Consider the following 24,198-nt stretch of genomic DNA (forward strand, 5'->3'; position numbering starts at 1 on the left):
CGGGGTCAGCCGATCGGCAGGCCGCCGCCGCCCACGCCGCCGAGCAGGCCGCCGACCGGGCCGAGCGCGCCGGTCAGGCCGCCGAGCGGGCTGTTGCCGCCGCCCAGCGCGGGCATCCCGCCGAGGCGGTTGGCGGACTCGTGCTCGGTCAGGCCCGCGACGGTGCCGGCCACCGGCAGCGACTGGACGACCCCGGTGACCGGGCCGAGCTTGTCGGCGGCCGGCAGCGACTGGGTCAGCTTGCCGGTGGGCAGGCCCTTGGTCACGGTCTGCAGCGGGCTGGCGGTGGCCTTGTGGGCGGCCGGGACGACCTTGTCGGTGACCGCCGGGCCGACCTTCTCCTCGACCGCCGGGGCGACCCGCTCGGTCAGCGTGTCGAGCGAGCCGGTCAGCTGGCCGGCCTTGCCGACCGGGCCCAGGCCGCCGAGCGCGTCGTCGGTGGAGGGCAGGGAGTGCGCCACGGTGTTGCCGGCCGCGTCGCCGGCCGCCGGGCCGCCCGCCGCCAGGGTGGCGGCACCGGTGGTGCCGACCACGTGGCCGAGCTCGTGGGTCGCCCCCTGCACCGTGTCGCCCGAGTTCGGGACGGCGGCCAGCTTGGTCACGCCGGCGCCCAGGTCGGTCTGCGGCACCACCTCGGTGGCGGAGGCGGCGCCCGCGGCCACCAGCGGCGCCGCGGTGGCGGCGACGACCAGCGCGGCCTGGGCGATCCGGCGCGTGAGGGGGAAGGACATGGCGCTCCTAGAGAGGTGAGGTCAACGGTCCGCCGGACGGGCGGCGCGGGGGCGTGCCGTCCGGCGGGCGTCGTGTATGACCGCAGGAGCACCGGGAAGGTTTCGGCCGGTCATGGTCAAGGGTTGGCAAAGGGGGGATGGGGCATTTTCGGGCATTCCGCAGCGCCCGGGTCGACCACCACCCCCTGCGGAACCGTCACTTCCCTTGGCGGGACGGGTCCGTGACGGCCCGTCCGCGCGCCGGTCCCGAGGTCGCCCGACCGGGGTGCCGCCGTCAGCGGGGGTTGACACGAATCACCCGCCCGGCGGTAACCCGCGCACCAGTGCGTCAACGCACCGTCGGCGGGTCACTGCCCCGCCGCGGCCCGGGTCACTTCTTCTTGGCCGGGGCGCCCAGCGTCACCAGCACCCGGTCCGCCGGGGCCTCCGCCAGCGGCTTCCAGCCGTCCAGCGGCCGGTCCACCCGCCACACCTTGCCGGCGTACGCGACCTGGCCGATCCCCAGGTCCGCCGCCCGGGCCACCGACCAGTGCGCCAGCGCCCAGCCGGTCTGCGCCGAACCGCCCGCCCCCGCCGTGCTCGCCGTCACCTGCGGGCTGAACGCCAGCACCTCGCGCGGGTCCTTCGGCGCCTTCGCGTCCGGGCCGACGGCCACCGCCTTGCCGAACTCCCGGCGCACCTGCTCGGTGAGGGCCGCCGCGGTCGGGGCCTTCTCCGCCGGGTCGGTCGGGTTCGGGTCCGGCAGTTGGTGCACCACGCAGTCCAGCGCGGCCGGCTCGCGGCCCGTCAGCACCGTCGACAGCAGCGTCGCGCTGCCCTCGTGCTTGGCGTACGCCTGCGGGTAGCCGCTGCGCTGCACCTGCTGGGCGGCGTCGGTCAGCGGCATCTGCGCGTACCCGTTCACCTTCACCAGCGCGTCCAGGAACTTGTTGGTCGAGTACACCGGGTCCATGATCTGGTCGACCGTGCCCCAGCCCTGCGAGGGGCGCTGCTGGAACAGGCCGACCGAGTCCCGGTCGCCGCCCTCCAGGTTGCGCAGCTTCGACTCCTGGATCGCGGTCGCCAGCGAGATCGTCACCGCCCGCTCCGGCAGCCCGCGGGAGATCGCCACCGCCGTGATGGTCGCCGCGTTCGCCGCGGCCGGCAGCTCCAGCGTGCCCGAGCCGGTCGCCGTGGTGATCCGGCAGCCCTCGTCCGGCACCGCCGGGCTCTTGTCCCGGTTCAGGTACACCACCAGGCCGCCGACCACCGACAGCGCCAGCACGCCCACCAGCACCCGCCCCCACGGCCGGCGGCGGCGCGGCGGGTCCTCCTCGTACTCCAGGCCGTCGGTCCAGCTGCCGCGCTCCTCGGGGTCCCCGTGCCCGTCGCGGCCGTCCCCGTACCCGTCGCGGCCGTCGTCGTGCTGGTCGTGCCCGTCGTGCTCGGCGTGGTCCTCCGGGGCGCCGTGGTGCTCCGCGTAGTCGTCGTAGTCGCCGTACTCGGCGTCTTTGGCCACGGGGTCGCCCCTCTCCTGGGTGATCGGTCGGTGTCGGTCCGCAACGGTCCGGGCCCGGGAGCGCGCACCGGGCCAGGACACCGTAACCGCTCGGACGGCTGTACGGGCCCGCACGGTTGCGACCCTGCTCACAGGGCCGTTCGGAGCCGTGTCGACGCGGTGACCCGGCGTATCGGGCGGGACTCGACCTTATCGATAAGGTGGCCGCCATGAGCAGCCCGAACGAGCCCCTCGACCTGACCCTCGACGGCGGCGCCCTGACCGCCCGCCTCGTCGACTTCCCGTCCGTCAGCGGCGAGGAGACCGCCCTCGCGGACGCCGTCGAGAGCGCGCTCCGGGCCCTCCCGCACCTCACCGTGGACCGGTACGGCAACAACGTGGTGGCCCGGACGAACCTCGGCCGGGCCGAGCGGGTGGTGCTCGCCGGGCACCTGGACACCGTGCCGATCGCCGACAACGTCCCCTCGCACGTCGAGGGCGACCTGCTCTACGGCTGCGGCACCTCGGACATGAAGTCCGGCGTCGCCGTGCAGCTCCGGCTCGCCGCCACCGTGACCGAGCCGAACCACGACGTCACCTACGTGTTCTACGACTGCGAGGAGGTGGAGGCCGAGCGCAACGGCCTCGGCCACCTGTTCGCGGTCCACCCCGACTGGCTGGCGGGCGACTTCGCCGTCCTGATGGAGCCCAGCGGCGCCGTCGTCGAGGGCGGCTGCCAGGGCAGCCTGCGCGCCGACATCACGCTCACCGGCGTCCGCGCGCACGCCGCCCGCAGCTGGCTCGGCGACAACGCCATCCACAAGGCCGCCGAGGTGCTGGCCCGGCTGGTCGCCTACACCCCCCGACGGGTCGTCATCGACGGCCTGGAGTACCGCGAGGGCCTGAACGCCACCCGGATCGACGGCGGCGTGGCCGGCAACGTCATCCCCGACGAGTGCAAGATCCACGTGGCCTTCCGGTTCGCCCCCGACCGCAGCCTGGAGGAGGCCGAGGCGCACCTGCGCGAGGTCTTCGACGGCTACCGGCTGGACATCGTGGACGCCTCGCCCGCCGCCCTGCCCGGCCTGGCCCAGCCCGCCGCGCGGGCCTTCCTGGCCGCCGTCGGCGGCGAGCCCCGGGCCAAGTTCGGCTGGACCGACGTCGCCCGGTTCTCCGCGCACGGCGTCCCCGCCGTCAACTACGGCCCCGGCGACCCGAACCTGGCCCACAAGCGCGAGGAGCACTGCTCGCTCACCGCGATCGCCGAGGTCGAGGAGCGGCTGCGGGAGTGGCTCACCCGGTAGTCCCGCCCTCGCCCGGTCGTTTTCCGTTGTTCCCCGGAAAGTTGCCTTGTCAGGCGTAGGGTTTCGTCATGACAGCCAACGGAGATGAACCCGTCCGCCGGCAGAAGAAGCCGTGGCCCGAGAAGCGCAAGGGGCCGGTGCTGCTGCGGCGGGACCAGGTCGAGACGAGTACGACGGATCAGCGGCTGCTGGACACCACCGGGCCGACCGACTGGTTGCACACCGATCCGTGGCGGGTGCTGCGGATCACCTCCGAGTTCGTCGAGGGCTTCGGTGCGCTCGCCGAACTCCCCACCGCCATCAGCGTGTTCGGCTCGGCCCGGACGCCGGTCGACTCGCCCGAGTACCGGGCCGGGGTGGAGATCGGCCGGGCCCTGGCCGAGGCCGGCTACGCGGTGATCACCGGCGGCGGCCCCGGCGCGATGGAGGCCGCCAACAAGGGCGCCACCGAGGCCGGCGGCCTCAGCGTCGGCCTCGGCATCGAGCTGCCTTTCGAGCAGGGCCTCAACGAGTACGTCGACCTGGGCCTGAACTTCCGTTACTTCTTCGTCCGCAAGACGATGTTCGTGAAGTACGCCCAGGGCTTCGTGGTCCTCCCCGGCGGACTCGGCACCCTGGACGAGCTGTTCGAGGCGCTGACGCTGGTGCAGACGAAGAAGGTCACCCGGTTCCCGGTGGTGCTGTTCGGCAGCGCCTACTGGGGCGGCCTGGTGGAGTGGCTGAAGTCCACCCTGGTCGCGCAGGGCAAGGCCAACCCGGCCGACCTCGAACTGTTCCACGTCACGGACGACATCGCCGAGGTGCTGAAGATCATGGACGCCGCGCGCGGCCCGCACGGCACCCCGGCGTAGCCGACCGCGGCGCCCGAGGGCGCGTCAGGCCAGCCCCCGGCGGGCGACCGCCGGGGGACGGGTGCCGCGGATCGAGGCCACCATGTCCAGCACCTGGCGCGTCTCCGCGACCTGGTGCACCCGGTAGACCTGCGCGCCCAGCCAGGCCGAGACCGCCGTGGTGGCCAGCGTGCCGAGCAGCCGCTCGTCCACCGGCCGGTCCAGCGTCTCGCCGACGAAGTCCTTGTTGGAGAGCGAGACCAGCACCGGGAACCCGGTCGCCGTCATCTCCGGCAGCCGGCGGGTCGCCTCCAGCGAGTGCCGGGTGTTCTTCCCGAAGTCGTGCCCCGGGTCGATGATCAACCCGTCGCGGCGGACGCCCAGTTCGAGCGCCCGCTCGGCCAGGCCGACCGTCACCGCCAGGATGTCCGCCATCACGTCCTCGTACCCCACCCGGTGCGGCCGGGTGCGCGGCTCCGCGCCGCCCGCGTGCGTGCAGACCAGGCCCGCGCCGTGGCGCGCCGCGACCTCCGCCAGCTTCGGGTCGAAGCCGCCCCAGGCGTCGTTCAGCAGGTCCGCTCCCACCTCGCAGACCGCCTCGCCGACCTCGTGCCGCCAGGTGTCCACGCTGATCACCGCGTCCGGGTGGCGCTTGCGCAGCTCCGCCACGAACGGCACCGTGCGGCGCAACTCCTCCTCCACGGTGACCTCTTCGCCCGGCCCCGCCTTCACCCCGCCGATGTCCAGGATCGCCGCGCCCTCCGCGACGGCGCGGTCCGCGGCCGCGAAGGCCGCCTCGTCGGCGAAGGTCGCGCCGCGGTCGAAGAACGAGTCCGGGGTCCGGTTGACGATCGCCATGACCACCAGCTCGTCCGGACCGAACTCCCGCGTGCCGAGGCGTAGTGCCACCGGTGTCTCCTCCTCAGCGCTCCCGGGTGCAATGATGGGCCCCGGCCTGTAAGGGGACCATGATCCCACCTTGCTCCCGCGCGCGGGCCGAAGCCGACCGGGAACGGCCGGGAACCCCCGGGGACTGACGGAGGACAGCTCGTGTTCTGGGTGATCGTGGCTGCGATGGCGGTGGTGGTCGGCGGTGCCGCGCTGGTGGCGCTCGGCGGCGGCGGAACGCTTCCGGAGGCCGAGCACGACCGGCTCTCCGTCCGCCTCCCGGAGCACCGGCCGCTCGGCCGGGCCGACGTGGACGAGCTCCGCCTCCCGATGGCGCTGCGCGGCTACCGGATGGACGAGGTCGACGACGTGCTCGACCGGCTCGGCGCGGAACTCGCCGTCCGGGACGCCCGGATCGCCGAACTGGAGGCCGTCGGCGCGGTGCGCGGCGCGGTCGAGGCGGGCGCGGGTGCCGGTGGCGGCGTGGCCGGTGAGCCGCTGCCCGGGCTGGAGTCCTTCACGGCGGTGCTGGAGAAGCGCCCGGCGGAGGACGCGGGCGCGGGCGCGGGCGCGGGCCCGGAATCGGAATCGGGCCCGGGCTCGGCGTCGGCGTCGGCGGAGGAAGCGGCCGCGGCCGAGGGCGAGAAGAGCGACCGCCCGTGACCGGTGCGGTGCTCGGCGCCGACGGCCTGCGGCGCTGCGGGTGGGGTGACTCGGCGGACGACTACCGGGCCTACCACGACACCGAGTGGGGCCGGGCCGTCCACGGCGACCAGGCCCTGTTCGAACGGATCTCGCTGGAGGCCTTCCAGTCCGGCTTGTCCTGGATCACCATCCTGCGGCGGCGCGCGGGCTTCCGGGCCGCGTTCCGGGACTTCTCGATCGCCGCGGTCGCCGAGTTCGACGACGCCGACGTCGAGCGGCTGCTCGCCGACACCGGGATCATCCGCAACCGGGCGAAGATCCTGGCGACCGTCGCCAACGCCCGGGCGGCCCGCGAACTCGACGGCGGGCTGGACGAGTTGATCTGGGGCTTCGCGGCGGAGCCGGACCGCCCCGCCCCCCGGACACTGGCCGAGGTGCCGGCGGTGACGCCGGAGTCGACGGCGCTGGCCAAGGCGCTCAAGCGGGCCGGCTTCCGGTTCGTGGGGCCGACCACGGCGTACGCGCTGATGCAGGCGTGCGGGCTGGTGAACGACCACCTGGCGGATTGCCACGCGAGGTAGCCGGCCGTGCCGTTCCCCGCACCCCGTGGGGGTGGTGGTGCGGGGGCGCGGGGGTCCTGATGGGCTCAGCGGCCGAGGAACTCGGGCTTCTGCTTGGTGAGGAAGGCGTCGACGGCGATGCGGTGGTCCGCGCTGTTGCCGGCGGCGGTCTGGAGTTCGTCCTCCTTGTCGAGGAGTTCGGCCAGCGAGTGGGAGGCGCCGTAGGCCAGGGACTCCTTGATCGCGCCGTAGGCGAAGGTCGGGCCGTTGGCCAGGGTGAGGGCGAACTCGCGGGCGGTGGCGGCGAGTTCGGCGGCCGGGACGACGCGGGTGGCCAGGCCGAGGGCGAGTGCCTCCTCGGCGCGGACGGTGCGCGGGAGCATCAGGAGCTCGGTGGCGCGGGCGTGGCCGACCAGGCGGGGGAGGGTCCAGGAGGCGCCGGAGTCGGCGGTGAGGGCGACACCGGCGAAAGAGGTGTTGAAGCCCGCGGTGTCGGCGAGGACCCGGAAGTCGCAGGCGAAGGCGAGCGAGGCCCCGGCGCCGGCGGCGACCCCGTTGACGGCGGCGACGGTGGGCTTGCGCATCCCGGCCAGCGCCCGGACCAGCGGGTTGTAGTGCTCGGCGACGGTGCGCAGTGCGCCCTCGCCGGTCTCGCGCTGGTGCTCCAGCAGGCCGACGTGCTCCTTGAGGTCCTGCCCGACGCAGAACGCCTTCCCGCCGGCGCCGGTCAGCAGCACGGCCCGGACCTCCGGGTCGGTGGCGGCGGTGGTGACGGCGTCCCGGAGGGCGACCTTGGTGGGGACGTCGAGGGCGTTCATCGCCTCGGCGCGGTCGATGGTGAGGACGGCGAGCGCGCCGTCGCGCTCGTAGCGCACGGTGTCGGACATGGGTGAGGGCTCCCGGGTCGCGGTGGGCTGTCGTGGGCCAGCATGCCGGAGTCGCACCCGTTCGGGGGAGTGTGAGGTGGCGCACCTCCGGTTGGCGTGTCGGACTGCGGAGGGATGGGGCTTTCGGCAGGTAATCGGGGCTTTGGTGCTGGTTGGGAAGGGTTGGCGCAGAGAGTGATGTTGGTCATCCAGCCGTTGCATGCGGGATAATGGCTTCCGATCAATGCGTTCGATACCGGCGGTGGACGGACTGCCGGTGCATACCTGAACGGTTGCAGGAAGGGGAACGAGCATGGCGGCCATGAAGCCGCGGACGGGTGACGGCCCGCTGGAGGTCACCAAAGAGGGGCGGGGCATCATCATGCGCGTTCCGCTCGAAGGGGGCGGGCGCCTGGTGGTCGAGCTGACGCCGGACGAGGCGCAGGCGCTCGGCGAGGCCCTGAAGAAGGCCTGCGGCTGATCCGCCGCAGCGCAGTGCCCGCACCTTCGGGCTTTCCCGGAGGTGTTCGAACGGGTCCGGTCCCCTCGCGGGGGCCGGGCCCGTTCGGCTTCCTCGGCCCGTTCTCCGTCGAGCTGTCCTCCGTCGGGCCGGTCTCCGTCGGGCCTGTCCTCCGCCGGGCCTGTCCTCCGCAGGACTGGTCCTCCGCCGGGCCGGTCAGCGCTTGACGGCGCAGAGCAGGCCGTCGGAGACCGGGAGCAGGGCGGGCAGCAGGGTGTCGCTCTCCCGGATGTCGGCGACCAGGTCGCGCACCGCGCGGGTCTGCGGGTCGTCGTGCGCGGGCTCGGCCAGCCGGCCCTCCTGGAAGACGCCCTCGAAGCAGACCACGCCGCGCGGGCGCAGCAGCCGGACCGCCTCGGCCAGGTGGAACGGCGAGTCGGCCGGGTCGCCGTCGCAGAACACCAGGTCGTACTGGCCGTCGGCGAGCCGGGGCAGCACGTCCCTGGCCCGGCCGGGGATGCAGCGGACCCGGTTGGCGGCGAAGCCGGCCGCCCGGTAGGACTCCCGGGCGTACTGCTGGCGGACCGGCTCGGCGTCGACGGTGGTGAGCACCCCGTCGGCGCGCATGCCGCGCAGCAGGTAGACGCCGGAGACCCCGGTGCCGGTGCCGACCTCGACCACGGCCTTGGCGTCCAGGGCGGCGGCGAGCAGCCGCAGCGCGGCCCCGCCGCTGGGCCCGATCGCGCGTATCCCGGTGCGGGCCGACTGGGCCCGGGCGTAGGTCAGCACCGCGTCCTCGCCGACGTAGGTGTCGGCGAGGGCCGCGCGCTGGGGCCCGAACTCGGTGATGGCTGCCTCTTCCGGAGCGCCGGTGCCGACCCAAGTCGACAAATTCCAGCGACAGACTACTGGCCCTCCGGGAACCGTGTTCGGCGGCTGGCCGTTCCTCTTCTACGGGCGGCCGGGCCGCCCGGGGCGGTGGTCGTCCGACCGCTCTTATCCAGGCTTGACGGGTGAGGTGGATATGGTGGTGGCTCTGCTGGGCAGAAGAGCCGACCGAGGAGGTGTGGCCGAGGGCGACGTCCCTGTGCAGCGGCACTTCCGCGGCACTCCGTCGATCCGTACGCCGAAGCCCGTGATGAACAAGTCTGTGCATTCCCCCCTGGACAAGCCGACCGCGGCCGACAACTCGGTGGTCGAGGCCGCCGGCACGCTGGCGTCCTTCACCGAGGGGCCCGACGCGCAGAGTTGGACGCCGCCCAGCTGGGAGGAGATCGTCGAGGCGCACAGCGCCCGGGTCTACCGCCTGGCCTACCGGCTGACGGGCAACCAGCACGACGCCGAGGACCTCACGCAGGAGGTCTTCGTCCGGGTGTTCCGCTCGCTGTCCACCTACACCCCCGGAACCTTCGAGGGCTGGCTGCACCGGATCACCACCAACCTGTTCCTGGACATGGTGCGCCGCCGCCAGCGGATCCGCTTCGACGCGCTCGCCGACGACGCCGCGGAGCGCCTGGCCAGCCGTGAGCCCAGCCCCGCCCAGCACTTCAGCGACACCCACTTCGACGCGGACGTCCAGCAGGCGCTGGACACCCTCGCGCCGGAGTTCCGGGCCGCCGTGGTGCTCTGCGACATCGAGGGCCTCTCCTACGAGGAGATCGCCGCCACCCTCGGGGTGAAGCTCGGCACCGTCCGCAGCCGGATCCACCGCGGCCGCTCGCACCTGCGCGCGGCCCTCAAGCACCGGGCGCCGAACGCCGCCGCGGGCCGTTCGCGCCGGGGCGGCTCCGCCGAACCCGTGCCGGTCGGCGCCGAGCCGGCCGGGAGCGACCGGAGGGGGTCATGAGCGATCGCGCCCCCGAGCGCGCGGACGCGGGCGGCCGCTCGCGCTGGGCGCCGCTGCGCCGCGCCCCCGAACCGGCGGCGCCCGGGCTGCGGCCGGTCGCGCTCCGCCCGGTCGAGCCCGTGGCGGAGGAGAACCACCTCGGCGACCGCCTCACCGCTTACCTGGACGGCGAGTTGGGCCACGACGCCCGCGAGCGGGTCCAGGCGCACCTGGCGACCTGCGCGGACTGCCTGGCCGAGGCCGAGGAGGCCCGGGCCGTCAAGCGGACGCTCAGCGGCTCCGCGCTGCCCGGCCCGTCCGCCGCCCTGATGGCCCGGCTGATGGCCGTCGCCGCGCTGCCGGAGGACGGAGCGGGCCCCGACGGGCCGTCCGCCCCGCCCGGGGCCGGCGGCGTGTTCGGCGGCAGCCGGCTCACCGGCGGCTCGTTCGGCCGGGGCGCGGGCTTCGGCGGCGGCGCGCTCGGCGCGGACGCCCCGATACCCGGCGTGGACCCGCGGGCCGGCCTGTTCGGCACCCGCCCGTCCGCCGCCGCGCCGCGCCACGAACCGGCCGCGCTCCCGCGTCCGCTCGCCGCGCTCACCGAACTGCCCGCCCGTCAGCCGGCCGCCGCCCGCGGCCGCCGGCTGGTGTTCGCCGCCGCCGGGGCGTTCTCGGTCGCCGCGGTCACGCTGGGCGGGGTCGGTGGCCTGACCACCGGCCAGGGCACCACCCGGCAGCCCACCAGCGTCACGCCGGTCGGCGGGGCGATCGTCCCGGTGAACGCCCAGCAGCCCGTGGTGAACGTCCAGGAGTACCCGCTGCGCGCCCGCTACCAGGTCACGCCCCCGCCGTCGCCCACCGGTGACCCGCGGCAGCTCCTGCGCTAGCCTGCCTTCACCGGCACGCCGCCGACGCCGGTCACCCGGGTGGTCTTTACCACGGTTTCACCCGCGGAGGGCCGGAGCCGCGGCAGCCCGCGTTTACCCTTGTCGAAGCGTTGTCGGGTGCTGGGAGTTCAGGTGTTCGGAGACATAGGCGGACTGGAGGTCGTGACGATCATCGTCATGGCCATCGTGATCTTCGGCCCGGACAAGCTCCCCAAGCTGATCCAGGACACCATGGGCTTCATTCGCAAGATCCGCTCCTTCGCGGACAACGCGAAGGAGGACATCCGCAGCGAGCTCGGGCCGGAGTTCCAGAACTTCGACTTCGAGGACCTCAACCCGAAGACCTTCGTCCGCAAGCAGCTGCTCGGCGACGGCGAGGACCCGCTCGGCCTGAAGGACCTCAAGGACAGCGTGGACATCAAGTCCGCGCTGAACGGCGACCCGACGCCGACGCCCACCGCCTCGGTCGACTTCTCCAAGGCCGCGACCGCGGCGAGCGCCGGCCCGGTACTGGCCGCCGGCGAGCGCCCGCCGTTCGACCCGGACGCCACCTGACGTCCCGCTGTTCCGTTCGTCGTCCCGCTCGCCGTCCCACCCGCTGTTCTGTTCGTCGTACCGACGCCCCGCCCCAGCAGGCGGGGCGTCGCCGTTCCCGCCGCTATCGTGTCCCCTGCCGAGCATCCACCGAGCCGGCAGCGTACGACCGAGGAGGCCGCAGTGGACGCCACGACCAGCACCGGAGGCACCGCCGCCGCGCGCCTGCCCGTCGACCCGCTCGACGCCTACCGGGCCGCCGACTTCCCCTGGTACGGCCTGGACGAGGGCTGGACCGGCCGCCGCTGGCTCGGCCAGGTCGGCACCGGCCAGCGCGGCGCCGACACCGAGGCCCCCGACTACGGCACCCTCGGCCACGGCGACGAGCCCGCCCGCGGCCCCGAGGCCCGGGACACCCGCCGGTTCGCCGTCGTCGTCACCGTCGCCCGCCGCGACGTGCGGCGCAGCGCCGACAACACCGGCACCCTGGAGGCCACCTCCGCCTCCTCCGCCGCCTGGCTGGCCGGCGCCGGCCTGCTCGGCGCCACCTGGCCCGGCAACCTCGACCGCGCGCTCCGGCAGAACTGGCTCGACCAGCAGACCGCCCTCGCCTGGGACCTCGCCGACGACCTCGACGGCCCCGGCTGGTCCTCGCTCACCCTGCCCGTCAACGGCCTCCCGCAGCCCTTCCGCTACCGCGAGTCCGAGTACGGCTGGGTGCTGGCCGGCGAGGCCCCCGGCGTCCTGATCGGCGCCTACGGCCGCTCGGTCTCCGCGTACGGCGTCGGCTTCACCGCGGTGCCCGACCTGGAGACGTACGACGGGCGGTGAGCCGCCCCGACCCGGTCGTCCGCGTCGGTTCCGGCGCAGCGGCGGACGCCGTCGTCGTCGAGCGACACCCCCGAGTCGCACGCCAGCAGCGGGGCCCGCTCCACCACCCACCACCCGGCGAGGGCCAGCAGCAGCGCGGCGACCGCCGTGACCGGCACCCGGGCCCGCCGGGTGCCGCCGTACCGGGCGACCACCGGCGCGGCCACCGCCGCCAGCGCGCCCGGGACCAGGAACACCAGGGCGAGGCCGGTCCGGTCGTCCCGCAGCCCCGGTTTCGACTCCAGGTCGAGGCCGAGCAGCGCGCCGAACCCGATCAGCAGCGCCCCGGCCGCCAGCAGCGCCGCCGCCAGGCAGCCCACGTTCCGTCTGTCCACACCCCCGTGGACGGCGTGCCACCCGCTTCGGTTCCGGAGTCCGTTCGTGCAGATCTCGTTCGCCACCGCCCCCGGCTCCAGCGCGCTCCCCAACGAGGACGCCGTGCTGGCCGCCTCCGCCACCGTGGTCCTGCTCGACGGGGCGGGCCTGCCCGAGGGGACCGCGACCGGCTGCGCGCACGGCGTCGTCTGGTTCGTCCGCACCCTCGGGGCGGCGATGCTCCGTCAGGCCGCCTCCGGCGCCCGGGAACTGACGGACTGCCTGTCCGACGCCCTCGCCGGGACCGCGGCCGCGCACGGGCCCGGCTGCGACCTCGGGCACCCCATGACACCCACCGCCACCGTCGCCGTGCTGCGCCGCCACGAGGACCGGCTGGACTGGCTGGTGCTCGCCGACTCCACCGTCCTGCTCGACCTGCCCGGCGGGCCGCTCGCCGTCTCCGACCACCGGGTGGGCGACGTGACGGACCGCCAGGCCCGCGAACTCGCCGACCGCCTGGAAGGCCTCGACCCGCGGGCCCGCCGCCGCCTGCTCACCGAGGCCCAGCGCACCGCCATGAACACCCCCGACGGCTACTGGGTGGCCGGCCCCGACCCCGCCGCAGCCGACCGCTCCCGCACCGGCAGCACCCCCTGGCCGGACGTCCGCCTCGCCGCCCTGCTCACCGACGGCGCCGCCCGCCCCGTCGACGACTTCGCCACCGCCGACTGGCCCGCCACCCTCACCCTGCTCCGCACCGGCGGCCCGCAGGCCCTGATCGACCACGTCCGCGCCCTCGAACACACCGATCCCGCGCACACCCGCTGGCCCCGCACCAAGACCCACGACGACGCGACGGTCGCCCTCCTCCGCCCCTAGCCACCCGCTACGGTGGGCCGCACACCGACAAAGGGGAGGGGCCCGCCCGATGGACCACTACGAGGAGCACGTCGCGGCATCCCGCGGCCTACTGGCCCAGGCACACGGCCGACAGCGCTATCCGAGCCTCGACCAACTGGCCGCCCTCGCCCAGGTGGAAGCCCTGCTGGCGATCGCCGCCGCGATCCGCACCCACCCCTCCCCGGACGCCGCCCACCACGCCGCCCAGGCCGCCGGGATGGTGGCAGCCCACCTGCCGAGGCGCCCGGAATGACCGCGGGCCGACCCCGCGGGACGCGGGGCCGGCCCGGAGGCTGACGGTCGGTCAGAACTTGTTCTTCGGGGTGAGGCCCAGGGAGAGGCCGGAGAGGCCGCGCTGGCGGCCGGAGAGCTTGCCGGCGATGGTGCGGAGGGCGGCGCCGGCGGGGGAGTCGGGGTTGGAGAGGACGACCGGGCGGCCGTCGTCGCCGCCCTCGCGGAGGCGGACGTCGATCGGGATGGAGCCGAGGACGGGCACGGTGGCGCCGACGGAGCGGGTGAGGGCGTCGGCGACGGTCTGGCCGCCGCCGGTGCCGAAGACGTCGATCATCTCGTCGCAGTGCGGGCAGGGCATGCCCGACATGTTCTCGATCACGCCGACGATCTTCTGGTGGGTCTGCAGGGCGATCGTGCCGGCCCGCTCGGCGACCTCGGCGGCGGCCATCTGCGGGGTGGTGACGATCAGGATCTCGGCGTTCGGGACGAGCTGCGCGACCGAGATGGCGATGTCGCCGGTGCCGGGCGGCAGGTCGAGCAGGAGGACGTCGAGGTCGCCCCAGTAGACGTCGGCGAGGAACTGCTGGAGGGCGCGGTGCAGCATCGGGCCGCGCCACACCACCGGGGCGTTGCCGGGGGTGAACATGCCGATCGAGATGACCTTCACGCCGTTCGCCGACGGCGGCATGATCATGTCCTGGACCTGGGTCGGCCGGCCCTCGACGCCCAGCATCCGGGGCACGCTGTGGCCGTAGATGTCGGCGTCCACCACGGCGACCTTCAGGCCGTCGGCGGCCAGCGCCGCCGCCAGGTTGACCGTCACCGAGGACTTGCCGACACCGCCCTTGCCGGAGGCGACCGCGTAGACCCGGGTCAGCGTGCCGGGCTTGGCGAACGGGATCTCCCGCTCGGGGGCGCCGCCGCGCAGCAGCTGCGACAGCTCGCGGCGCTGCTCCTCGCTCATCACGTCCAGCTCGACGGCGACGGAGGAGACCCCCGGCACCGCGGTGACCGCGTCGGTGACCCGCTGGGTGATCGTCTCGCGCATCGGACAGCCGGAGACGGTGAGGTACACCGCGACCTTCACCGCGCCGCCGTCGCCGATCTCGACGGACTTCACCATGCCGATCTCGGTGATCGGACGGTTGATCTCCGGGTCGTGAACGGTACCCAGGGCTTCCCGGACGGACTGCTCCGTCACCCCGGCCGCCACCTCTGTCTCGTTGGCCATGTGTTGATGGTACGGCGCGGCGGCCCACCCCCGACTCGCCGGTAGCGTGCCGCGGGTCACAGCGTGTCGGCGGACTCCCGGCGCTCGTCCAGCTCCTTGAGCAGGCCCTGGAGTTCGGAGGCGATGAAGGCCCGGGTCGCGACCTCGCCCAGGCCCTGGCGGAGCGCCGCGACCTCCCTGGTCAGGTACTCGGTGTCGGCGATGCTGCGGTCGCTGCGGGCCCGGTCCTGCTCCATGTTGACCCGGTCCCGGTCGTCCTGGCGGTTCTGCGCCAGCAGGATCAGCGGCGCCGCGTACGAGGCCTGCAGCGAGAGCGCCAGGGTGAGGAAGATGAACGGGAAGTCGTCGAAGTGGACGGCGGCCGGGAGCAGGGTGTTCCACAGCACCCAGACGATGATGACCCCCGTCATCCAGACGATGAACCGCCCGGTGCCGAGGAACCGGGCGATCCGCTCGGAGAGCTTGCCGAACGCCTCCGGGTCCCAGGCCGGCAGCCGGATCAGCCCCGGGCGGGCGGTGCGCGGCTGGTCGAGCCGGACCCGGACGCCCCCCGCCGCCGCGGGCCGCTCCTCGCGGCGGCCGCGCTGCTCCCGGGCCCGCAGTTCGCGCAGCTGCCGCAGTTCGCGCAGCTCGCCCTGGATGCGCTGGCCGGGGCCGTCGTTCGGGCGCTTGCCGTCGCCGGGGCGCTTGTCGTTCGGACGCTTGCGGTCACCGTCCATCGGGCACCTCGTTCGTCTCGTCGCCGACAGCAGGCCCGGCAGGCCCGGCAGGCCCGGCGGACCCGGCGGACCCGGCGGATTCGGCGCCGCCCCCGATGCCGTGCGCCGAGCCCTCCCGCCAGTCCTCCGGCAGCAGGTGGTCCAGCACGTCGTCCACGGTGACGGCGCCCAGCAGGTGGTCGTCCTCGTCCACCACCGGCGCGGCCACCAGGTTGTACGTCGCCAGGTACGAAGTGATCAGCGGCAGCGGGGTGTTGGGCGGCAGCGGGTCCAGGTCGTCGTCGACCATCGAGCCGACCAGGGTGTACGGGGGCTCGCGCAGCAGCCGCTGGAAGTGCACCGTGCCCAGGTACGTCCCGGTCGGGGTCTCGTTCGGCGGGCGGCAGACGTACACCTGGGCGGCCAGGGCGGGCTTGGTGTCGGCGACCCGGACCCGGGCCAGCGCCTCGGCGACGGAGGCGTCCGGCTCCAGCACGATCGGTTCGGTGGTCATCAGGCCGCCGGCGGTGTCCTCCGCGTAGGAGAGCAGGCGGCGCATCTCCTCCGCCTCGGCGGGCTCCATCAGGCGCAGCAGGCGCTCGGCGTCCTCGGCGGGGAGTTCGGAGAGCAGGTCGGCGGCGTCGTCCGGGTCCATGGTCTCCAGGATGTCGGCGGCCCGCTCCTCCTGGAGCTTGCCGATGATCTCCACCTGGTCGTCCTCGGGCAGTTCCTCCAGGACGTCCGCGAGCCGGTCGTCGTCCAGCGCGGCGGCGACCTCGGCCCGGCGCTTCGCGGAGAGGTGGTGCATCACGTTGGCCAGGTCGGCCGGGCGGAGCTGCTCGAAGGTGGCGAGCAGGCTGGCCGCGCCCTGGCCCTCCTCGTCCAGCGAGAAGCCGGTGACGGCCGACCAGTCGAGCAGCAGCTGCTCGCCCTTCGCCTTGCGCAGCCGCCCGGGGCGGCCGACCTGGACGAAGACCTTGTCGATCTCCCACTCGCGCAGCCGGGTCTGCACCATCGCCACGTCCAGCACGGTGACCTCGTCGGAGGTCTTGGTCCGGGTGACGGTGCGGTCCAGGAGTTCGGCGAGCACCAGGGTCTCGGACGGGCGCTGCTCGAAGCGGCGCATGTTCAGCAGCCCGGTGGACAGCACCTGGCCGGACTCCAGGCTGGTGACCCTGGTCATCGGCAGGAAGATCCGCCGCCGCCCGATCACCTCGACCACCAGCCCGAGCACCCGGGGCGGCCGCCCGCCGAGCCGCAGCGAGACCACCACGTCGCGGACCCGGCCCACCTGGTCGCCGTTCGGGTCGAAGACCGCGACCCCGGCGAGGTGGGAGATGTAGACCCGGCTGCCCGGCCCCGCCATGCGGAACTCCCTCCGGAAGAAACGGACACAACCCCCCAAATCTAGCGGGGGTGGTGCGCGGGAGGAGGGAGGAGCGCGCCGGGGCGTGCGGGGCGCCGGGTCAGCGCCTCTTCTTGAGGAGCAGCTTGGGGAGGCCCGCCGGGGCCGGGCGGCGGGTCGTCGCCGGGGTGGGCACCGGGGCGGCGGCCAGCGAGCCGTCCGGGAGCGGGGCGAGCGGCCCGTCCGGGACCAGGCGCAGGACGCGGCACTCGCGGGCCCAGCGGTCGGCCACGGTGTCGGTGTCGGGCGCGTTGAGCCGCTTGCCCTTCAGTTCCTCGACGGCGCCGTCCCAGCCGGGGGTGCCCGGGTCGAGCAGGGCGACGGCCGCGGTCAGGGCGACCAGCCGACCGCCCTTGTCCTTGCTGCGGAAGGTGAGTTCGACGGCGGAGCCGGCCGCGAGGCCGTGCAGCGGCTGCTCGGTGCCGTCGCCGACCACCACCACCGCGCCGTCGTGCCAGGCGTGCCAGAGCGGACGGGCGTGCGGCTGCCCGGCGGGCCGGACCCAGAGCAGGCCGGACTTCTTGGCGGCCTCTTCCACCAGGGCCCGGTCGAGGAAGTCTTCCGCGCTGGCGGTCGTCGTACGCTCCATGGCGCACAGCGTACGGCCTGGGCCCTCGCCGGCCGGTTCCATCCCCCGGACGACAGTTCCGTCGAAGCGGGACAGCCCTTACCGTGTATGCCGTCCATACCACCGCACCGCCCGGAGGAGCGCCGTGACCGCCGTCCGCACCACCGCCCCCGCCGCGACCACGGCACTCGGGGAGCGGCGGCAGCTGCCGCGCACCGACCTGCTGCTGCTCGCGGTCTCGATCGCCGGCATCTCGCTCTCCGCCCCGCTGATCAGCGCGACCGCCGCGCCCGCGCTGGCGATCGCGTTCTGGCGCAACACCATGTCGGTCGGGGTGCTCGGCCCCTACGCGCTCTGGCGGCACCGGGCCGAACTGCGCGGCATCCCGCGCCGGGCGCTGCTGCTGGCGGTGGCGGCCGGCGTGCTGCTGGCGCTGCACTTCGCGCTCTGGATGCCGAGCCTGCGGATGACCTCGGTGGCCTCGGCGACGGCCCTGGTCACCACCACCCCGCTGTGGACGATCCTGTTGATGCGGCTGCTCGGCGTCCGCGCCCCCCGGCTGGTCTGGACCGGCACCGGCCTGGCCTTCCTGGGCGTGCTGGTGCTGACCGGCGTCGACCTGTCGGTGTCGCCGCGGGCCCTGCTCGGGGACGCCCTGGCCCTCGCCGCGGGCGCCGCCGCCGCCGGGTACGTGCTGCTCGGCGCCGAGGTGCGGCGCACGGTGTCGACCACCGCGTACACCCTGGTCTGCTACGCCACCTGCGCGGTGGCGCTGCTGGCGGTCTGCCTGCTGACGGGCACCCGGCTGGGCGGCTGGCCCGCCGGGGTCTGGTGGCAGATCGTGCTGCTGATGGTGGCCGCCCAGCTGCTCGGCCACTCGCTGAGCAACCGGGTGGTGCGCACCCTGGGCCCCTCGATCACCTCGACCGCGATCCTGCTGGAGACCCCGGGCGCGGCCCTGCTGGCCGCCGTCTGGCTGGGCCAGTGGCCGCCGGTCGCCGCCTACCCGGCGCTCGGCCTGATCCTGGCCGGCCTGGTGCTGGTCGCCCGGGCGGAGCGCCGCTGACGCCCCGCCCGCGGGCGGCCCGACGGGCCGTCAGAGCCAGCCGTTGCGGCGGAAGCCCCGGTACATGCCGACGCAGATCACCGCGATGACGCCGAGCACCGTCGGGTAGCCGTACGTCCACTGCAGTTCGGGCATGTGCTCGAAGTTCATCCCGTACACGCCGGTGATCATGGTCGGGACGGCGAAGATCGCGGCCCAGGCGGTGATCTTGCGCATGTCCTCGTTCTGGGCGACCGAGACCTGCGCCAGGTTGGCCTGGAGCAGCGAGTTGAGCAGTTCGTCGAAGCCCTGGACCTGCTCGATCACCCGGGCCAGGTGGTCGGCGACGTCCCGGAAGTACTTCTGGATCTCCGGGTCGACCAGCCGCGGCGCGGGCTCGGACAACTGCAGCATCGGGCGCAGCAGCGGGGCGGCGGCGCGCTTGAACTCCAGCACCTCGCGCTTGAGCTGGTAGAGCCGGCCGACGTCGCCGCCGCGGCCGCCCTTGTTGGCGAACACGTCGAACTCGATCTCGTCCACGTCGTTCTGCAGGCGGTCGGCGACCAGCAGGTAGTTGTCCACCACGTGGTCGGCGATCGCGTGCAGCACCGCGGCCGGGCCCTTGGCGAGCAGGCCGCTGCCCTCGGCGTCCGCCTCCAGGCGGTGCCGCAGCTCGCGCAGCGAGGAGTGCGCGCCGTGCCGGACGGTGATCACGAAGTCGGGCCCGGCGAAGACCATCAGCTCGCCGGTCTCGACCACCTCGCTGGTCGGGGTGAGCTGGTCGTGCTCCACGTAGCGGACGGTCTTGAAGACCGCGAACAGCATGCCGTCGTACCGCTCGACCTTCGGGCGCTGGTGCGCGTGCACCGCGTCCTCGACGGCCAGCGGGTGCAGGCCGAAGCGCTGGGCGATGCCCTCGAACTCGGCCTCGGTGGGCTCGTGCAGGCCGATCCAGCTGAACGAGCCGGGGCCGGTCTGGTGCGCGGCCTTCACCTGCCGGGCGGCCTCGCGCGGGCTGCAGGTCTCCCCGGCCCGCTTGCCGTCCTGGTAGACGGCGCAGTCCACCACGGCGGACGGCGTGTCGCCGGGGCGGGACTCGAACGCGTCGCTGGCCCGGCGGCGGGTCGGACGGACGACGGCGGCACGCAGGTTGTTCATCATCGACATGGCGCGGGCTCCTTGGGCCGGACCGGCGCGCGCCGACCTGGCAGGCGGGCGGGCGACGGCGGGAAACACCGGTGGACACGCCGGGGCCGACGGACCGTCAGAAAACCTCGGGCGGAGGCGGTTTCGACGTCGTGACCCCGGGGAAGGTGCTCTCCCGGCCGGGCGCGACGCTGCGTGGAGCCTTGGTCAGCCGGAGGTGCGGCTGGTCAGGGTGGGCCGGAGAGAGCTGCCGGTACTGCATGGTCGACTGCTGTCCACCATGACCACCTCCTCCGTGCCGGGGCCCGCGCGGGGGCCGTCGCGGCCCCGGTGGGAGTGCACGGGGCCGACCGTTCACATTAACAGCTCTTCCCCGGGCCGCGGCCCGCCCGCGGCCTCCGCCGGGTAAAGGTCGCGCCAAGGTTCGGCGACGCACGCCCCGGCCCGGAACCCGCCCCGCACCGGCCCGGGCGCCCGTCCCGGGCCGCCCGCCGCGCGCTAGGGTCGCGGCATGGCGCACGACTTCCCCCACTTCGGCGACTTCTCCGATCCGGCCGCGGGCCCCGACGGCAGCCACGGCACCGGCCCCACCCGGCCGGAGCTGCTGGCCGCCGTCGAGGCCCGGCTGATCAGCACCTTCGGCGAACCCTCCGGCCGGGCCGCGGTCACCTTCCTCGGCGCGGACCGGATCGAGGTGCTGCGCTTCGGCCCCGACGCCGACGGCCTGGTCCGCTACGCCACCCTCGGCATGGCCGCCGCGCCGATGGCCGACCCCGCCGCCCCCGTCGCCGACCCGGTCCGCGGCCCGCGGGCCGAACTGGTGCTGACGGTGCGCGGCGGCCGGGACGAGGCGCACAAGGCGCTCGCCGTGTTCGCCGCCAGCCCGCAGGTCGAGGGCCTGGTGGTGGCCCCCGGCGGCTCGCTCGACCTGGGCTCCCCGCTGTGGACCGGCGCCCCGTTCACCTCGGTGCTGGCCGCCGAGCCCGGCGGCCTGGTCGAGGACCTCGAACTCCCGGCCCCCGCCGAGGCGGTCCGCTTCCTGCCGCTGCTGCCGATGACGCCCAACGAGGCCGCGTTCAAGCGGGTCCAGGGCGCGGAGGCGCTCCAGGAACGCTGGCTGAAGCACGGCACCGACCTGCGCGACCCGAACCGCCGCGGCGTCCCGCTGGACTGACGGGCCGTCGGGCCGTCGGGCCGCTGAGGGGGGTCAGCCGGTGACCGGCGCGGCCCCCGTCGCCTGTGCCAGCAGTTCCTCGTACGCCGCCGGGTCGGTGGTGTGCTCACCCAGCCGGACCGTCTTCCGGCTGCCGTGGTAGTCGCTGGAGCCCGTCACGAACAGGCCCAACTCGCCCGCCAGGCCCCGCAGTCGGGCCCTGGTCGGCTCGTCGTGGTCGACGTGGTCGACCTCCAGGCCGCCCAGGCCCGCCGCCGCCAGGTCCGCGATCACCTGGTCCGGCACCGTCCGGCCGCGCTTGTCCGCGCCGGGGTGCGCGAACACCGGCACCCCGCCCGCCGCCCGGACCAGCCGGACCGCCACCGCCGGGTCGGTCTCGCGCTTCCGCACGTCCGCCCGCCCGCCGTTGGCCAGCCAGTCGGCCGTGAACGCGTCCGAGACGGTCGCCACCACGCCCGCCTCCACCAGCGCCGAGGCGATGTGCGGACGCCCCACCGAGCCCTGGCCCGCGATCCGCTGCACCTGCTCCCAGTCGATCGGCGCGCCCAGCTCCCGGCAGCGCTCCACGATCGCCCGCCCGCGCCGGAACCGGTCGGTGCGCACCAAGTCCCGCTCGGCCCCGAACGCCCGCTCCGCCGGGTCGAACAGGTAGGCCAGCAGGTGCATGCTGATCCCGTCCACCCGGCAGGACAGCTCCGCGCCCGTCACCAGCGTCAGCCCCGTCCCGGCCACCGCCGCAGCCGCCTCCCGGTACCCCGACACCGTGTCGTGGTCGGTCAGCGCCACCACGTCCAGCCCGGCCGCGACCGCGTTGGCGACCAGTTCGGTCGGGGAGTCGGTGCCGTCGGAGGCGTTGCTGTGGGCGTGCAGATCGATGCGCATGCCGCTCAGGATAGGGACCGCCCGGCGGGCCCTACTCGAAGAGGCGGGGGGAGAGCGCCCCGCAGGGGAGCAGGCCGAGTTCGGCGCCCGCGTCCCGCAGGTCGGTGAGGACGAGTTCGTCGTGCATCAGCAGGGCGGACTGCTCGGGCCAGGCGATCGCCCACAGCCAGAGGCCGCGGGCCTCCCCGACGTACACCGCGCGGTCGTCCGGGGCGCCCGGGACGTGGAACATCGGGGTCGGCCGGCCGGCGGCCATCAGCTTCGCGTCGGCGGGCTTGTACAGCGCCACCGAATCGCCCGGGTCCGGCCCGTCCAGCCCCGCGTAGCGGGCGCCCAGGCCGATGCCCAGCTCCTCGGCCACCAGCACCAGTTCGCCGAACCCGCCGAGCGGGGCCGGCCCCGAGCAGGCGACCGCGGTGGCGCGGGCCCCCGACAGGTCGTCACCCACATGCGCGATGCCGGTGAAGAGCCAGCCGACCGGCAGCGGCCAGGGCAGCCAGACCGGCACCTGCGAACGGTTCACCGCGACGTTCAACGCCTCGATGCTCGGCGGCAGCACCGGCTGCATCGGGTGGACGGCACCGTGCCGGTCGCACTGCCAGGTGTCGGAGAAGAGGCCGGGGGCGCGGACCCGACCGGCGCACCTCGGGCAGCTTGGCTCGCCCCTCATAACCGACAACGGTCCTCCCTCCGGACGGCTGCGTCAAGGACGATCACCCGTAAGGAGTGCGTCGTGAGGCACCCCGGGCACCGGCCCGGCACGGCAGGGTGATGTCCCGGGCGGCAGGTCGCCAAACCCCCGCAGGTCGCGGGCCCCGAACACCCCCCGAACGCACTGACGCCCCGTCGGTCCCAGGGGTCTCCTGCGGTGACGGGGCGTCAGTTGGGTATCGGAACGTCGGACGGCTCGGCGGCGCGCCCGCGCTCCGTCACACGGCCTTGCACGGCCGGATGTACAGGCGTTCACCGGTCTGTGCGGCGGCCTTCAGGTACTCGGAGACGGTCTCCGCGTCGGCGATCAGCCGATCGGTCTCCGCTCCCGCGTGATCCAGGCGAAGGATCTCGAAACGCATGGGCCTCTCCCTTCCCGTCCTCGGGCTCCGAGGCGGGCTCGGCCGACGGTCGGCCATCGGACGATGGACCGTCGGCGTTGGCTGGGTCGGACGTCCGGCAGGTGCAGTCACCCGTCGCTCCCCCCACTTTCGAACAGGACTCGTTCAGCGGCACTTTCCCTGCGGCACTCGTGGAGGGCGGCGGTGCCCCGATGACCCACTGTGCCGCGACGCTGCTTCCCGGCGGTTGCCCGCCGGTAAATCCGTGGTTTCGGCGGCCGGAGGAGGGTGCGGCCACCGGAAGGTTCAATCCCGGACGGATTCAAATATTACCCGAGCTAACGATTTCTGTCGCGCGAAAACCGGGGCCGACTTCTGAGCGGGCGTCAGGAAGCCTGCCGGTGACGGCGACCGGGGGTGAAGTTTTCGGGCTCCGGGTGGAGTCCCGGTCCGGGATCGGTCGGGAACCGGCCGGGAACCTGCCGGAGGAGCGGTCAGGCCGACCAGAAGGCGGCCAGCGCGGCGGCCGTCTCCGCCGGACGCTCCGCGTTGGGGGAGTGGCCGGCGCCCTCGACGACCGTGCGGCGCGCGCCCAGGCGCTCCGCCATCAGCGACTGCTCCGGGACCGGCCAGGCGTGGTCCTGCTCGCCCGAGACCACGTGCGTGCGCAGGCCGACCGCCGCCAGCTCGTCCACCCGGTCCGGCGCCGCGACCAGGTGCGCCCCGGCCGCCCGCAGCGCCGCCGGGTGGTTCGCCAGCCAGCGCCGGTGCAGGAAGCCGGCGATCTCCGGCTCCAGCGGCGGCACCCGCTCGCCCTCCATCTGCCGCATCACCTGCCAGATCGACTCCAGGTCCATCGACCCCAGCGCGTCCAGCAGCAGCGAAGTCCGGGCCGTCTCCGCCGGGTCGATCGCACCCGGGCCGGTCGACAGCAGCGTCAACGACGCCCAGGGCAGTACGGACCCGTCCAGCAGCACCGCCTCCCGGACCACCTGCCCGCCGAAGGAGTGCCCCAGCAGGTGCAGCGGCCCGCCGTCCGCCAGCTCCGCGGAGACCGCCCGGACGTCCGCCGCCAGCGCGCCGATCGCGTACCCGGCCGGGTCCTCGCCGCCGCCCGTCGACTCGAACTGCCCGCGCTGGTCCACCGCGACGGTGCGGAAGCCCGCGTCCGCCAGCGGCTCCAGCAGCGCGATGAAGTCCTCCTTGCTGCCGGTGAACCCCGGCACCAGCAGCGCCGTCCCCCGGACCTCGCCCGCGGGCTCCCCGCGCAGCGCGGCCAACCCGGCCACCCGCGCCGTCCGCACACAGCCCGGCAACTTCAGGAACGGCGGCGTACTCATGCGTGCTGGCCTCTCGTGCGATCACCTGGCGGGCCCACCCTACGGGCTGCCGACCGTGCGCCCGCGGAGGGCCGCCGGTGGGGCGGAACACGGCGGGAGGCGGCGGAACGCAGGATCGCGCCGTGCGCGGCGGACTGCCGGCACGACGCGATCCTGGGACGCCCCACGCGTGGGGGAGCGTCGGTTACTGCTCCACGGCCTTGCGGGTCCGGCGCGGGGCCGGGATCTCCTCGGCGGCCGCGGCCTTCTTCGTGGTGCGCTTGCGCGGGGCCGGGGCTTCCTCGGTCACGACGGCCTCGGCGGCCTTCTTGGTCGCGCGCTTGCGGGGCGC

The 24,198-nt window shown here is 74.6% G+C and carries 28 protein-coding genes; 13 read left to right on the forward strand and 15 right to left on the reverse strand.

Annotated features, from left to right (window positions below; all coding sequences use genetic code 11):
• Window positions 1-5 precede the first annotated feature (5 nt).
• Both ACIQBJ_RS22245 and ACIQBJ_RS22250 read right to left on the reverse strand, forming a co-directional pair.
• Window positions 6-731: a hypothetical protein gene (locus ACIQBJ_RS22245; protein WP_400713133.1), complete on the reverse strand. Its 726-nt coding sequence runs from the start codon at window positions 729-731 to the stop codon at window positions 6-8.
• 370 nt (window positions 732-1,101) lie between these two features.
• Window positions 1,102-2,229, reverse strand: a complete 1,128-nt coding sequence (locus tag ACIQBJ_RS22250) for a hypothetical protein (protein WP_400713136.1) — start codon at window positions 2,227-2,229, stop codon at window positions 1,102-1,104.
• 209 nt (window positions 2,230-2,438) lie between these two features.
• Between ACIQBJ_RS22250 and dapE the strand changes: the two genes are divergently transcribed.
• Together dapE and ACIQBJ_RS22260 are read left to right on the forward strand one after the other, a co-directional pair.
• Window positions 2,439-3,512 carry a succinyl-diaminopimelate desuccinylase gene (gene dapE, locus ACIQBJ_RS22255; RefSeq protein ID WP_400713139.1) on the forward strand — a complete coding sequence of 358 codons (1,074 nt, stop codon included), beginning with the start codon at window positions 2,439-2,441 and terminating at the stop codon, window positions 3,510-3,512.
• A 68-nt stretch (window positions 3,513-3,580) separates the two neighbouring features.
• On the forward strand, window positions 3,581-4,363 hold the full coding sequence (locus ACIQBJ_RS22260; protein WP_400713142.1) for a TIGR00730 family Rossman fold protein: 783 nt from the start codon (window positions 3,581-3,583) through the stop codon (window positions 4,361-4,363).
• 24 nt (window positions 4,364-4,387) lie between these two features.
• Here the strand turns inward: ACIQBJ_RS22260 and folP are convergent, their stop codons facing one another.
• A complete protein-coding gene (folP, locus tag ACIQBJ_RS22265; RefSeq protein WP_400713590.1) occupies window positions 4,388-5,200 on the reverse strand; it encodes a dihydropteroate synthase in 813 nt (270 codons plus the stop codon).
• 192 nt (window positions 5,201-5,392) lie between these two features.
• On the opposite strand from folP, the gene ACIQBJ_RS22270 reads away from it, so the two are divergent.
• Complete coding sequence (locus tag ACIQBJ_RS22270; RefSeq protein WP_400713145.1) at window positions 5,393-5,893, forward strand: DivIVA domain-containing protein; 501 nt, start codon at window positions 5,393-5,395, stop codon at window positions 5,891-5,893.
• Window positions 5,890-6,456: a DNA-3-methyladenine glycosylase I gene (locus ACIQBJ_RS22275; RefSeq protein ID WP_400713148.1), complete on the forward strand. Its 567-nt coding sequence runs from the start codon at window positions 5,890-5,892 to the stop codon at window positions 6,454-6,456. Before ACIQBJ_RS22270 ends, ACIQBJ_RS22275 begins: the two co-directional genes overlap by 4 nt.
• 65 nt (window positions 6,457-6,521) lie before the next feature.
• Here ACIQBJ_RS22275 and ACIQBJ_RS22280 read toward each other — a convergent pair whose 3' ends face one another.
• On the reverse strand, window positions 6,522-7,322 hold the full coding sequence (locus ACIQBJ_RS22280; protein ID WP_400713151.1) for an enoyl-CoA hydratase/isomerase family protein: 801 nt from the start codon (window positions 7,320-7,322) through the stop codon (window positions 6,522-6,524).
• 292 nt (window positions 7,323-7,614) lie between these two features.
• Here ACIQBJ_RS22280 and ACIQBJ_RS22285 point away from each other — a divergent pair, with 292 nt between their 5' ends.
• A complete protein-coding gene (locus ACIQBJ_RS22285; RefSeq protein ID WP_074001376.1) occupies window positions 7,615-7,782 on the forward strand; it encodes a DUF3117 domain-containing protein in 168 nt (55 codons plus the stop codon).
• A gap of 195 nt (window positions 7,783-7,977) precedes the next feature.
• On the opposite strand, the gene ACIQBJ_RS22290 is transcribed toward ACIQBJ_RS22285, so the two are convergent.
• The gene (locus ACIQBJ_RS22290) at window positions 7,978-8,652 is read right to left on the reverse strand and encodes an O-methyltransferase (protein ID WP_400713155.1); all 675 of its coding nucleotides are present in this window, start codon (window positions 8,650-8,652) and stop codon (window positions 7,978-7,980) included.
• 133 nt (window positions 8,653-8,785) lie between these two features.
• Between ACIQBJ_RS22290 and sigE the strand changes: the two genes are divergently transcribed.
• The 4 genes from sigE to ACIQBJ_RS22310 all read left to right on the forward strand — a co-directional run bounded on the left by sigE (window position 8,786) and on the right by ACIQBJ_RS22310 (window position 11,838).
• Window positions 8,786-9,607, forward strand: coding sequence for an RNA polymerase sigma factor SigE (sigE, locus tag ACIQBJ_RS22295; RefSeq protein WP_400713158.1), 822 nt, complete (start codon window positions 8,786-8,788; stop codon window positions 9,605-9,607).
• Window positions 9,604-10,473 carry an anti-sigma factor family protein gene (locus tag ACIQBJ_RS22300; RefSeq protein ID WP_400713161.1) on the forward strand — a complete coding sequence of 290 codons (870 nt, stop codon included), beginning with the start codon at window positions 9,604-9,606 and terminating at the stop codon, window positions 10,471-10,473. The genes sigE and ACIQBJ_RS22300 overlap by 4 nt, the downstream gene beginning before the upstream one ends.
• Window positions 10,474-10,605: 132 nt before the next feature.
• A complete protein-coding gene (locus tag ACIQBJ_RS22305; protein ID WP_400713164.1) occupies window positions 10,606-11,028 on the forward strand; it encodes a sec-independent translocase in 423 nt (140 codons plus the stop codon).
• A gap of 162 nt (window positions 11,029-11,190) precedes the next feature.
• The gene (locus ACIQBJ_RS22310) at window positions 11,191-11,838 is read left to right on the forward strand and encodes a hypothetical protein (RefSeq protein ID WP_400713167.1); all 648 of its coding nucleotides are present in this window, start codon (window positions 11,191-11,193) and stop codon (window positions 11,836-11,838) included.
• Here ACIQBJ_RS22310 and ACIQBJ_RS22315 read toward each other — a convergent pair.
• Window positions 11,763-12,212 carry a hypothetical protein gene (locus tag ACIQBJ_RS22315; protein ID WP_400713170.1) on the reverse strand — a complete coding sequence of 150 codons (450 nt, stop codon included), beginning with the start codon at window positions 12,210-12,212 and terminating at the stop codon, window positions 11,763-11,765. The genes ACIQBJ_RS22310 and ACIQBJ_RS22315 overlap by 76 nt on opposite strands.
• A gap of 46 nt (window positions 12,213-12,258) precedes the next feature.
• On the opposite strand from ACIQBJ_RS22315, the gene ACIQBJ_RS22320 reads away from it, so the two are divergent.
• Window positions 12,259-13,071 (forward strand): protein phosphatase 2C domain-containing protein, encoded by an 813-nt coding sequence (locus tag ACIQBJ_RS22320; protein WP_400713173.1) that lies wholly within the window; start codon window positions 12,259-12,261, stop codon window positions 13,069-13,071.
• 49 nt (window positions 13,072-13,120) lie between these two features.
• Window positions 13,121-13,345, forward strand: coding sequence for a hypothetical protein (locus tag ACIQBJ_RS22325; protein ID WP_400713176.1), 225 nt, complete (start codon window positions 13,121-13,123; stop codon window positions 13,343-13,345).
• Window positions 13,346-13,396: 51 nt separating this feature from the next.
• Here the strand turns inward: ACIQBJ_RS22325 and ACIQBJ_RS22330 are convergent, their stop codons facing one another.
• From ACIQBJ_RS22330 to ACIQBJ_RS22345, 4 genes are all read right to left on the reverse strand, one after another.
• Window positions 13,397-14,557: an Mrp/NBP35 family ATP-binding protein gene (locus ACIQBJ_RS22330; RefSeq protein ID WP_400713179.1), complete on the reverse strand. Its 1,161-nt coding sequence runs from the start codon at window positions 14,555-14,557 to the stop codon at window positions 13,397-13,399.
• A 56-nt stretch (window positions 14,558-14,613) separates the two neighbouring features.
• Window positions 14,614-15,276, reverse strand: a complete 663-nt coding sequence (locus tag ACIQBJ_RS22335; RefSeq protein WP_400713182.1) for a DUF1003 domain-containing protein — start codon at window positions 15,274-15,276, stop codon at window positions 14,614-14,616.
• Window positions 15,266-16,621, reverse strand: a complete 1,356-nt coding sequence (locus tag ACIQBJ_RS22340) for a magnesium transporter MgtE N-terminal domain-containing protein (protein ID WP_400713185.1) — start codon at window positions 16,619-16,621, stop codon at window positions 15,266-15,268. Before ACIQBJ_RS22340 ends, ACIQBJ_RS22335 begins: the two co-directional genes overlap by 11 nt.
• A gap of 100 nt (window positions 16,622-16,721) precedes the next feature.
• Window positions 16,722-17,249, reverse strand: coding sequence for a pyridoxamine 5'-phosphate oxidase family protein (locus tag ACIQBJ_RS22345; protein ID WP_400713188.1), 528 nt, complete (start codon window positions 17,247-17,249; stop codon window positions 16,722-16,724).
• Between the two features lie 124 nt (window positions 17,250-17,373).
• On the opposite strand from ACIQBJ_RS22345, the gene ACIQBJ_RS22350 reads away from it, so the two are divergent.
• Window positions 17,374-18,294, forward strand: coding sequence for a DMT family transporter (locus ACIQBJ_RS22350; protein WP_400713191.1), 921 nt, complete (start codon window positions 17,374-17,376; stop codon window positions 18,292-18,294).
• A 30-nt stretch (window positions 18,295-18,324) separates the two neighbouring features.
• On the opposite strand, the gene ACIQBJ_RS22355 is transcribed toward ACIQBJ_RS22350, so the two are convergent.
• A complete protein-coding gene (locus ACIQBJ_RS22355) occupies window positions 18,325-19,440 on the reverse strand; it encodes a magnesium and cobalt transport protein CorA (RefSeq protein ID WP_400713194.1) in 1,116 nt (371 codons plus the stop codon).
• 490 nt (window positions 19,441-19,930) lie between these two features.
• Between ACIQBJ_RS22355 and ACIQBJ_RS22360 the strand changes: the two genes are divergently transcribed.
• Entirely contained in the window at window positions 19,931-20,593 is a 663-nt protein-coding gene (locus ACIQBJ_RS22360) for a suppressor of fused domain protein (protein ID WP_400713198.1), read from the forward strand.
• A gap of 33 nt (window positions 20,594-20,626) precedes the next feature.
• Here the strand turns inward: ACIQBJ_RS22360 and ACIQBJ_RS22365 are convergent, their stop codons facing one another.
• The 4 genes from ACIQBJ_RS22365 to ACIQBJ_RS22380 form a co-directional block, all read right to left on the reverse strand.
• Window positions 20,627-21,475, reverse strand: a complete 849-nt coding sequence (locus ACIQBJ_RS22365; RefSeq protein WP_400713201.1) for a PHP domain-containing protein — start codon at window positions 21,473-21,475, stop codon at window positions 20,627-20,629.
• A 31-nt stretch (window positions 21,476-21,506) separates the two neighbouring features.
• Window positions 21,507-22,145 (reverse strand): DUF6758 family protein, encoded by a 639-nt coding sequence (locus tag ACIQBJ_RS22370; RefSeq protein WP_400713204.1) that lies wholly within the window; start codon window positions 22,143-22,145, stop codon window positions 21,507-21,509.
• A gap of 259 nt (window positions 22,146-22,404) precedes the next feature.
• Entirely contained in the window at window positions 22,405-22,548 is a 144-nt protein-coding gene (locus tag ACIQBJ_RS22375; RefSeq protein WP_400713207.1) for a hypothetical protein, read from the reverse strand.
• Between the two features lie 473 nt (window positions 22,549-23,021).
• On the reverse strand, window positions 23,022-23,867 hold the full coding sequence (locus ACIQBJ_RS22380; protein WP_400713210.1) for an alpha/beta fold hydrolase: 846 nt from the start codon (window positions 23,865-23,867) through the stop codon (window positions 23,022-23,024).
• Window positions 23,868-24,198: the final 331 nt, after the last annotated feature.

Source organism: Kitasatospora sp. NPDC088391, assembly GCF_044753345.1.
Lineage (GTDB): Bacteria > Actinomycetota > Actinomycetes > Streptomycetales > Streptomycetaceae > Kitasatospora.

What these genes read in the sequence shown, in the direction of transcription:
- ACIQBJ_RS22375 (WP_400713207.1), bottom strand. Translation starts at nt 22,548, where the DNA reads ATGCGTTTCGAGATCCTTCGCCTGGATCACGCGGGAGCGGAGACCGAT.
- ACIQBJ_RS22280 (WP_400713151.1), bottom strand. Translation starts at nt 7,322, where the DNA reads ATGTCCGACACCGTGCGCTACGAGCGCGACGGCGCGCTCGCCGTCCTC.
- ACIQBJ_RS22325 (WP_400713176.1), top strand. Translation starts at nt 13,121, where the DNA reads ATGGACCACTACGAGGAGCACGTCGCGGCATCCCGCGGCCTACTGGCC.
- ACIQBJ_RS22260 (WP_400713142.1), top strand. Translation starts at nt 3,581, where the DNA reads ATGACAGCCAACGGAGATGAACCCGTCCGCCGGCAGAAGAAGCCGTGG.
- ACIQBJ_RS22300 (WP_400713161.1), top strand. Translation starts at nt 9,604, where the DNA reads ATGAGCGATCGCGCCCCCGAGCGCGCGGACGCGGGCGGCCGCTCGCGC.
- dapE (WP_400713139.1), top strand. Translation starts at nt 2,439, where the DNA reads ATGAGCAGCCCGAACGAGCCCCTCGACCTGACCCTCGACGGCGGCGCC.
- folP (WP_400713590.1), bottom strand. Translation starts at nt 5,200, where the DNA reads ATGGCGATCGTCAACCGGACCCCGGACTCGTTCTTCGACCGCGGCGCG.
- ACIQBJ_RS22340 (WP_400713185.1), bottom strand. Translation starts at nt 16,621, where the DNA reads ATGGCGGGGCCGGGCAGCCGGGTCTACATCTCCCACCTCGCCGGGGTC.
- ACIQBJ_RS22355 (WP_400713194.1), bottom strand. Translation starts at nt 19,440, where the DNA reads ATGTCGATGATGAACAACCTGCGTGCCGCCGTCGTCCGTCCGACCCGC.
- ACIQBJ_RS22245 (WP_400713133.1), bottom strand. Translation starts at nt 731, where the DNA reads ATGTCCTTCCCCCTCACGCGCCGGATCGCCCAGGCCGCGCTGGTCGTC.
- ACIQBJ_RS22285 (WP_074001376.1), top strand. Translation starts at nt 7,615, where the DNA reads ATGGCGGCCATGAAGCCGCGGACGGGTGACGGCCCGCTGGAGGTCACC.
- ACIQBJ_RS22330 (WP_400713179.1), bottom strand. Translation starts at nt 14,557, where the DNA reads ATGGCCAACGAGACAGAGGTGGCGGCCGGGGTGACGGAGCAGTCCGTC.
- ACIQBJ_RS22345 (WP_400713188.1), bottom strand. Translation starts at nt 17,249, where the DNA reads ATGGAGCGTACGACGACCGCCAGCGCGGAAGACTTCCTCGACCGGGCC.
- ACIQBJ_RS22370 (WP_400713204.1), bottom strand. Translation starts at nt 22,145, where the DNA reads ATGAGGGGCGAGCCAAGCTGCCCGAGGTGCGCCGGTCGGGTCCGCGCC.
- ACIQBJ_RS22365 (WP_400713201.1), bottom strand. Translation starts at nt 21,475, where the DNA reads ATGCGCATCGATCTGCACGCCCACAGCAACGCCTCCGACGGCACCGAC.
- ACIQBJ_RS22335 (WP_400713182.1), bottom strand. Translation starts at nt 15,276, where the DNA reads ATGGACGGTGACCGCAAGCGTCCGAACGACAAGCGCCCCGGCGACGGC.
- ACIQBJ_RS22360 (WP_400713198.1), top strand. Translation starts at nt 19,931, where the DNA reads ATGGCGCACGACTTCCCCCACTTCGGCGACTTCTCCGATCCGGCCGCG.
- ACIQBJ_RS22380 (WP_400713210.1), bottom strand. Translation starts at nt 23,867, where the DNA reads ATGAGTACGCCGCCGTTCCTGAAGTTGCCGGGCTGTGTGCGGACGGCG.
- sigE (WP_400713158.1), top strand. Translation starts at nt 8,786, where the DNA reads ATGGTGGTGGCTCTGCTGGGCAGAAGAGCCGACCGAGGAGGTGTGGCC.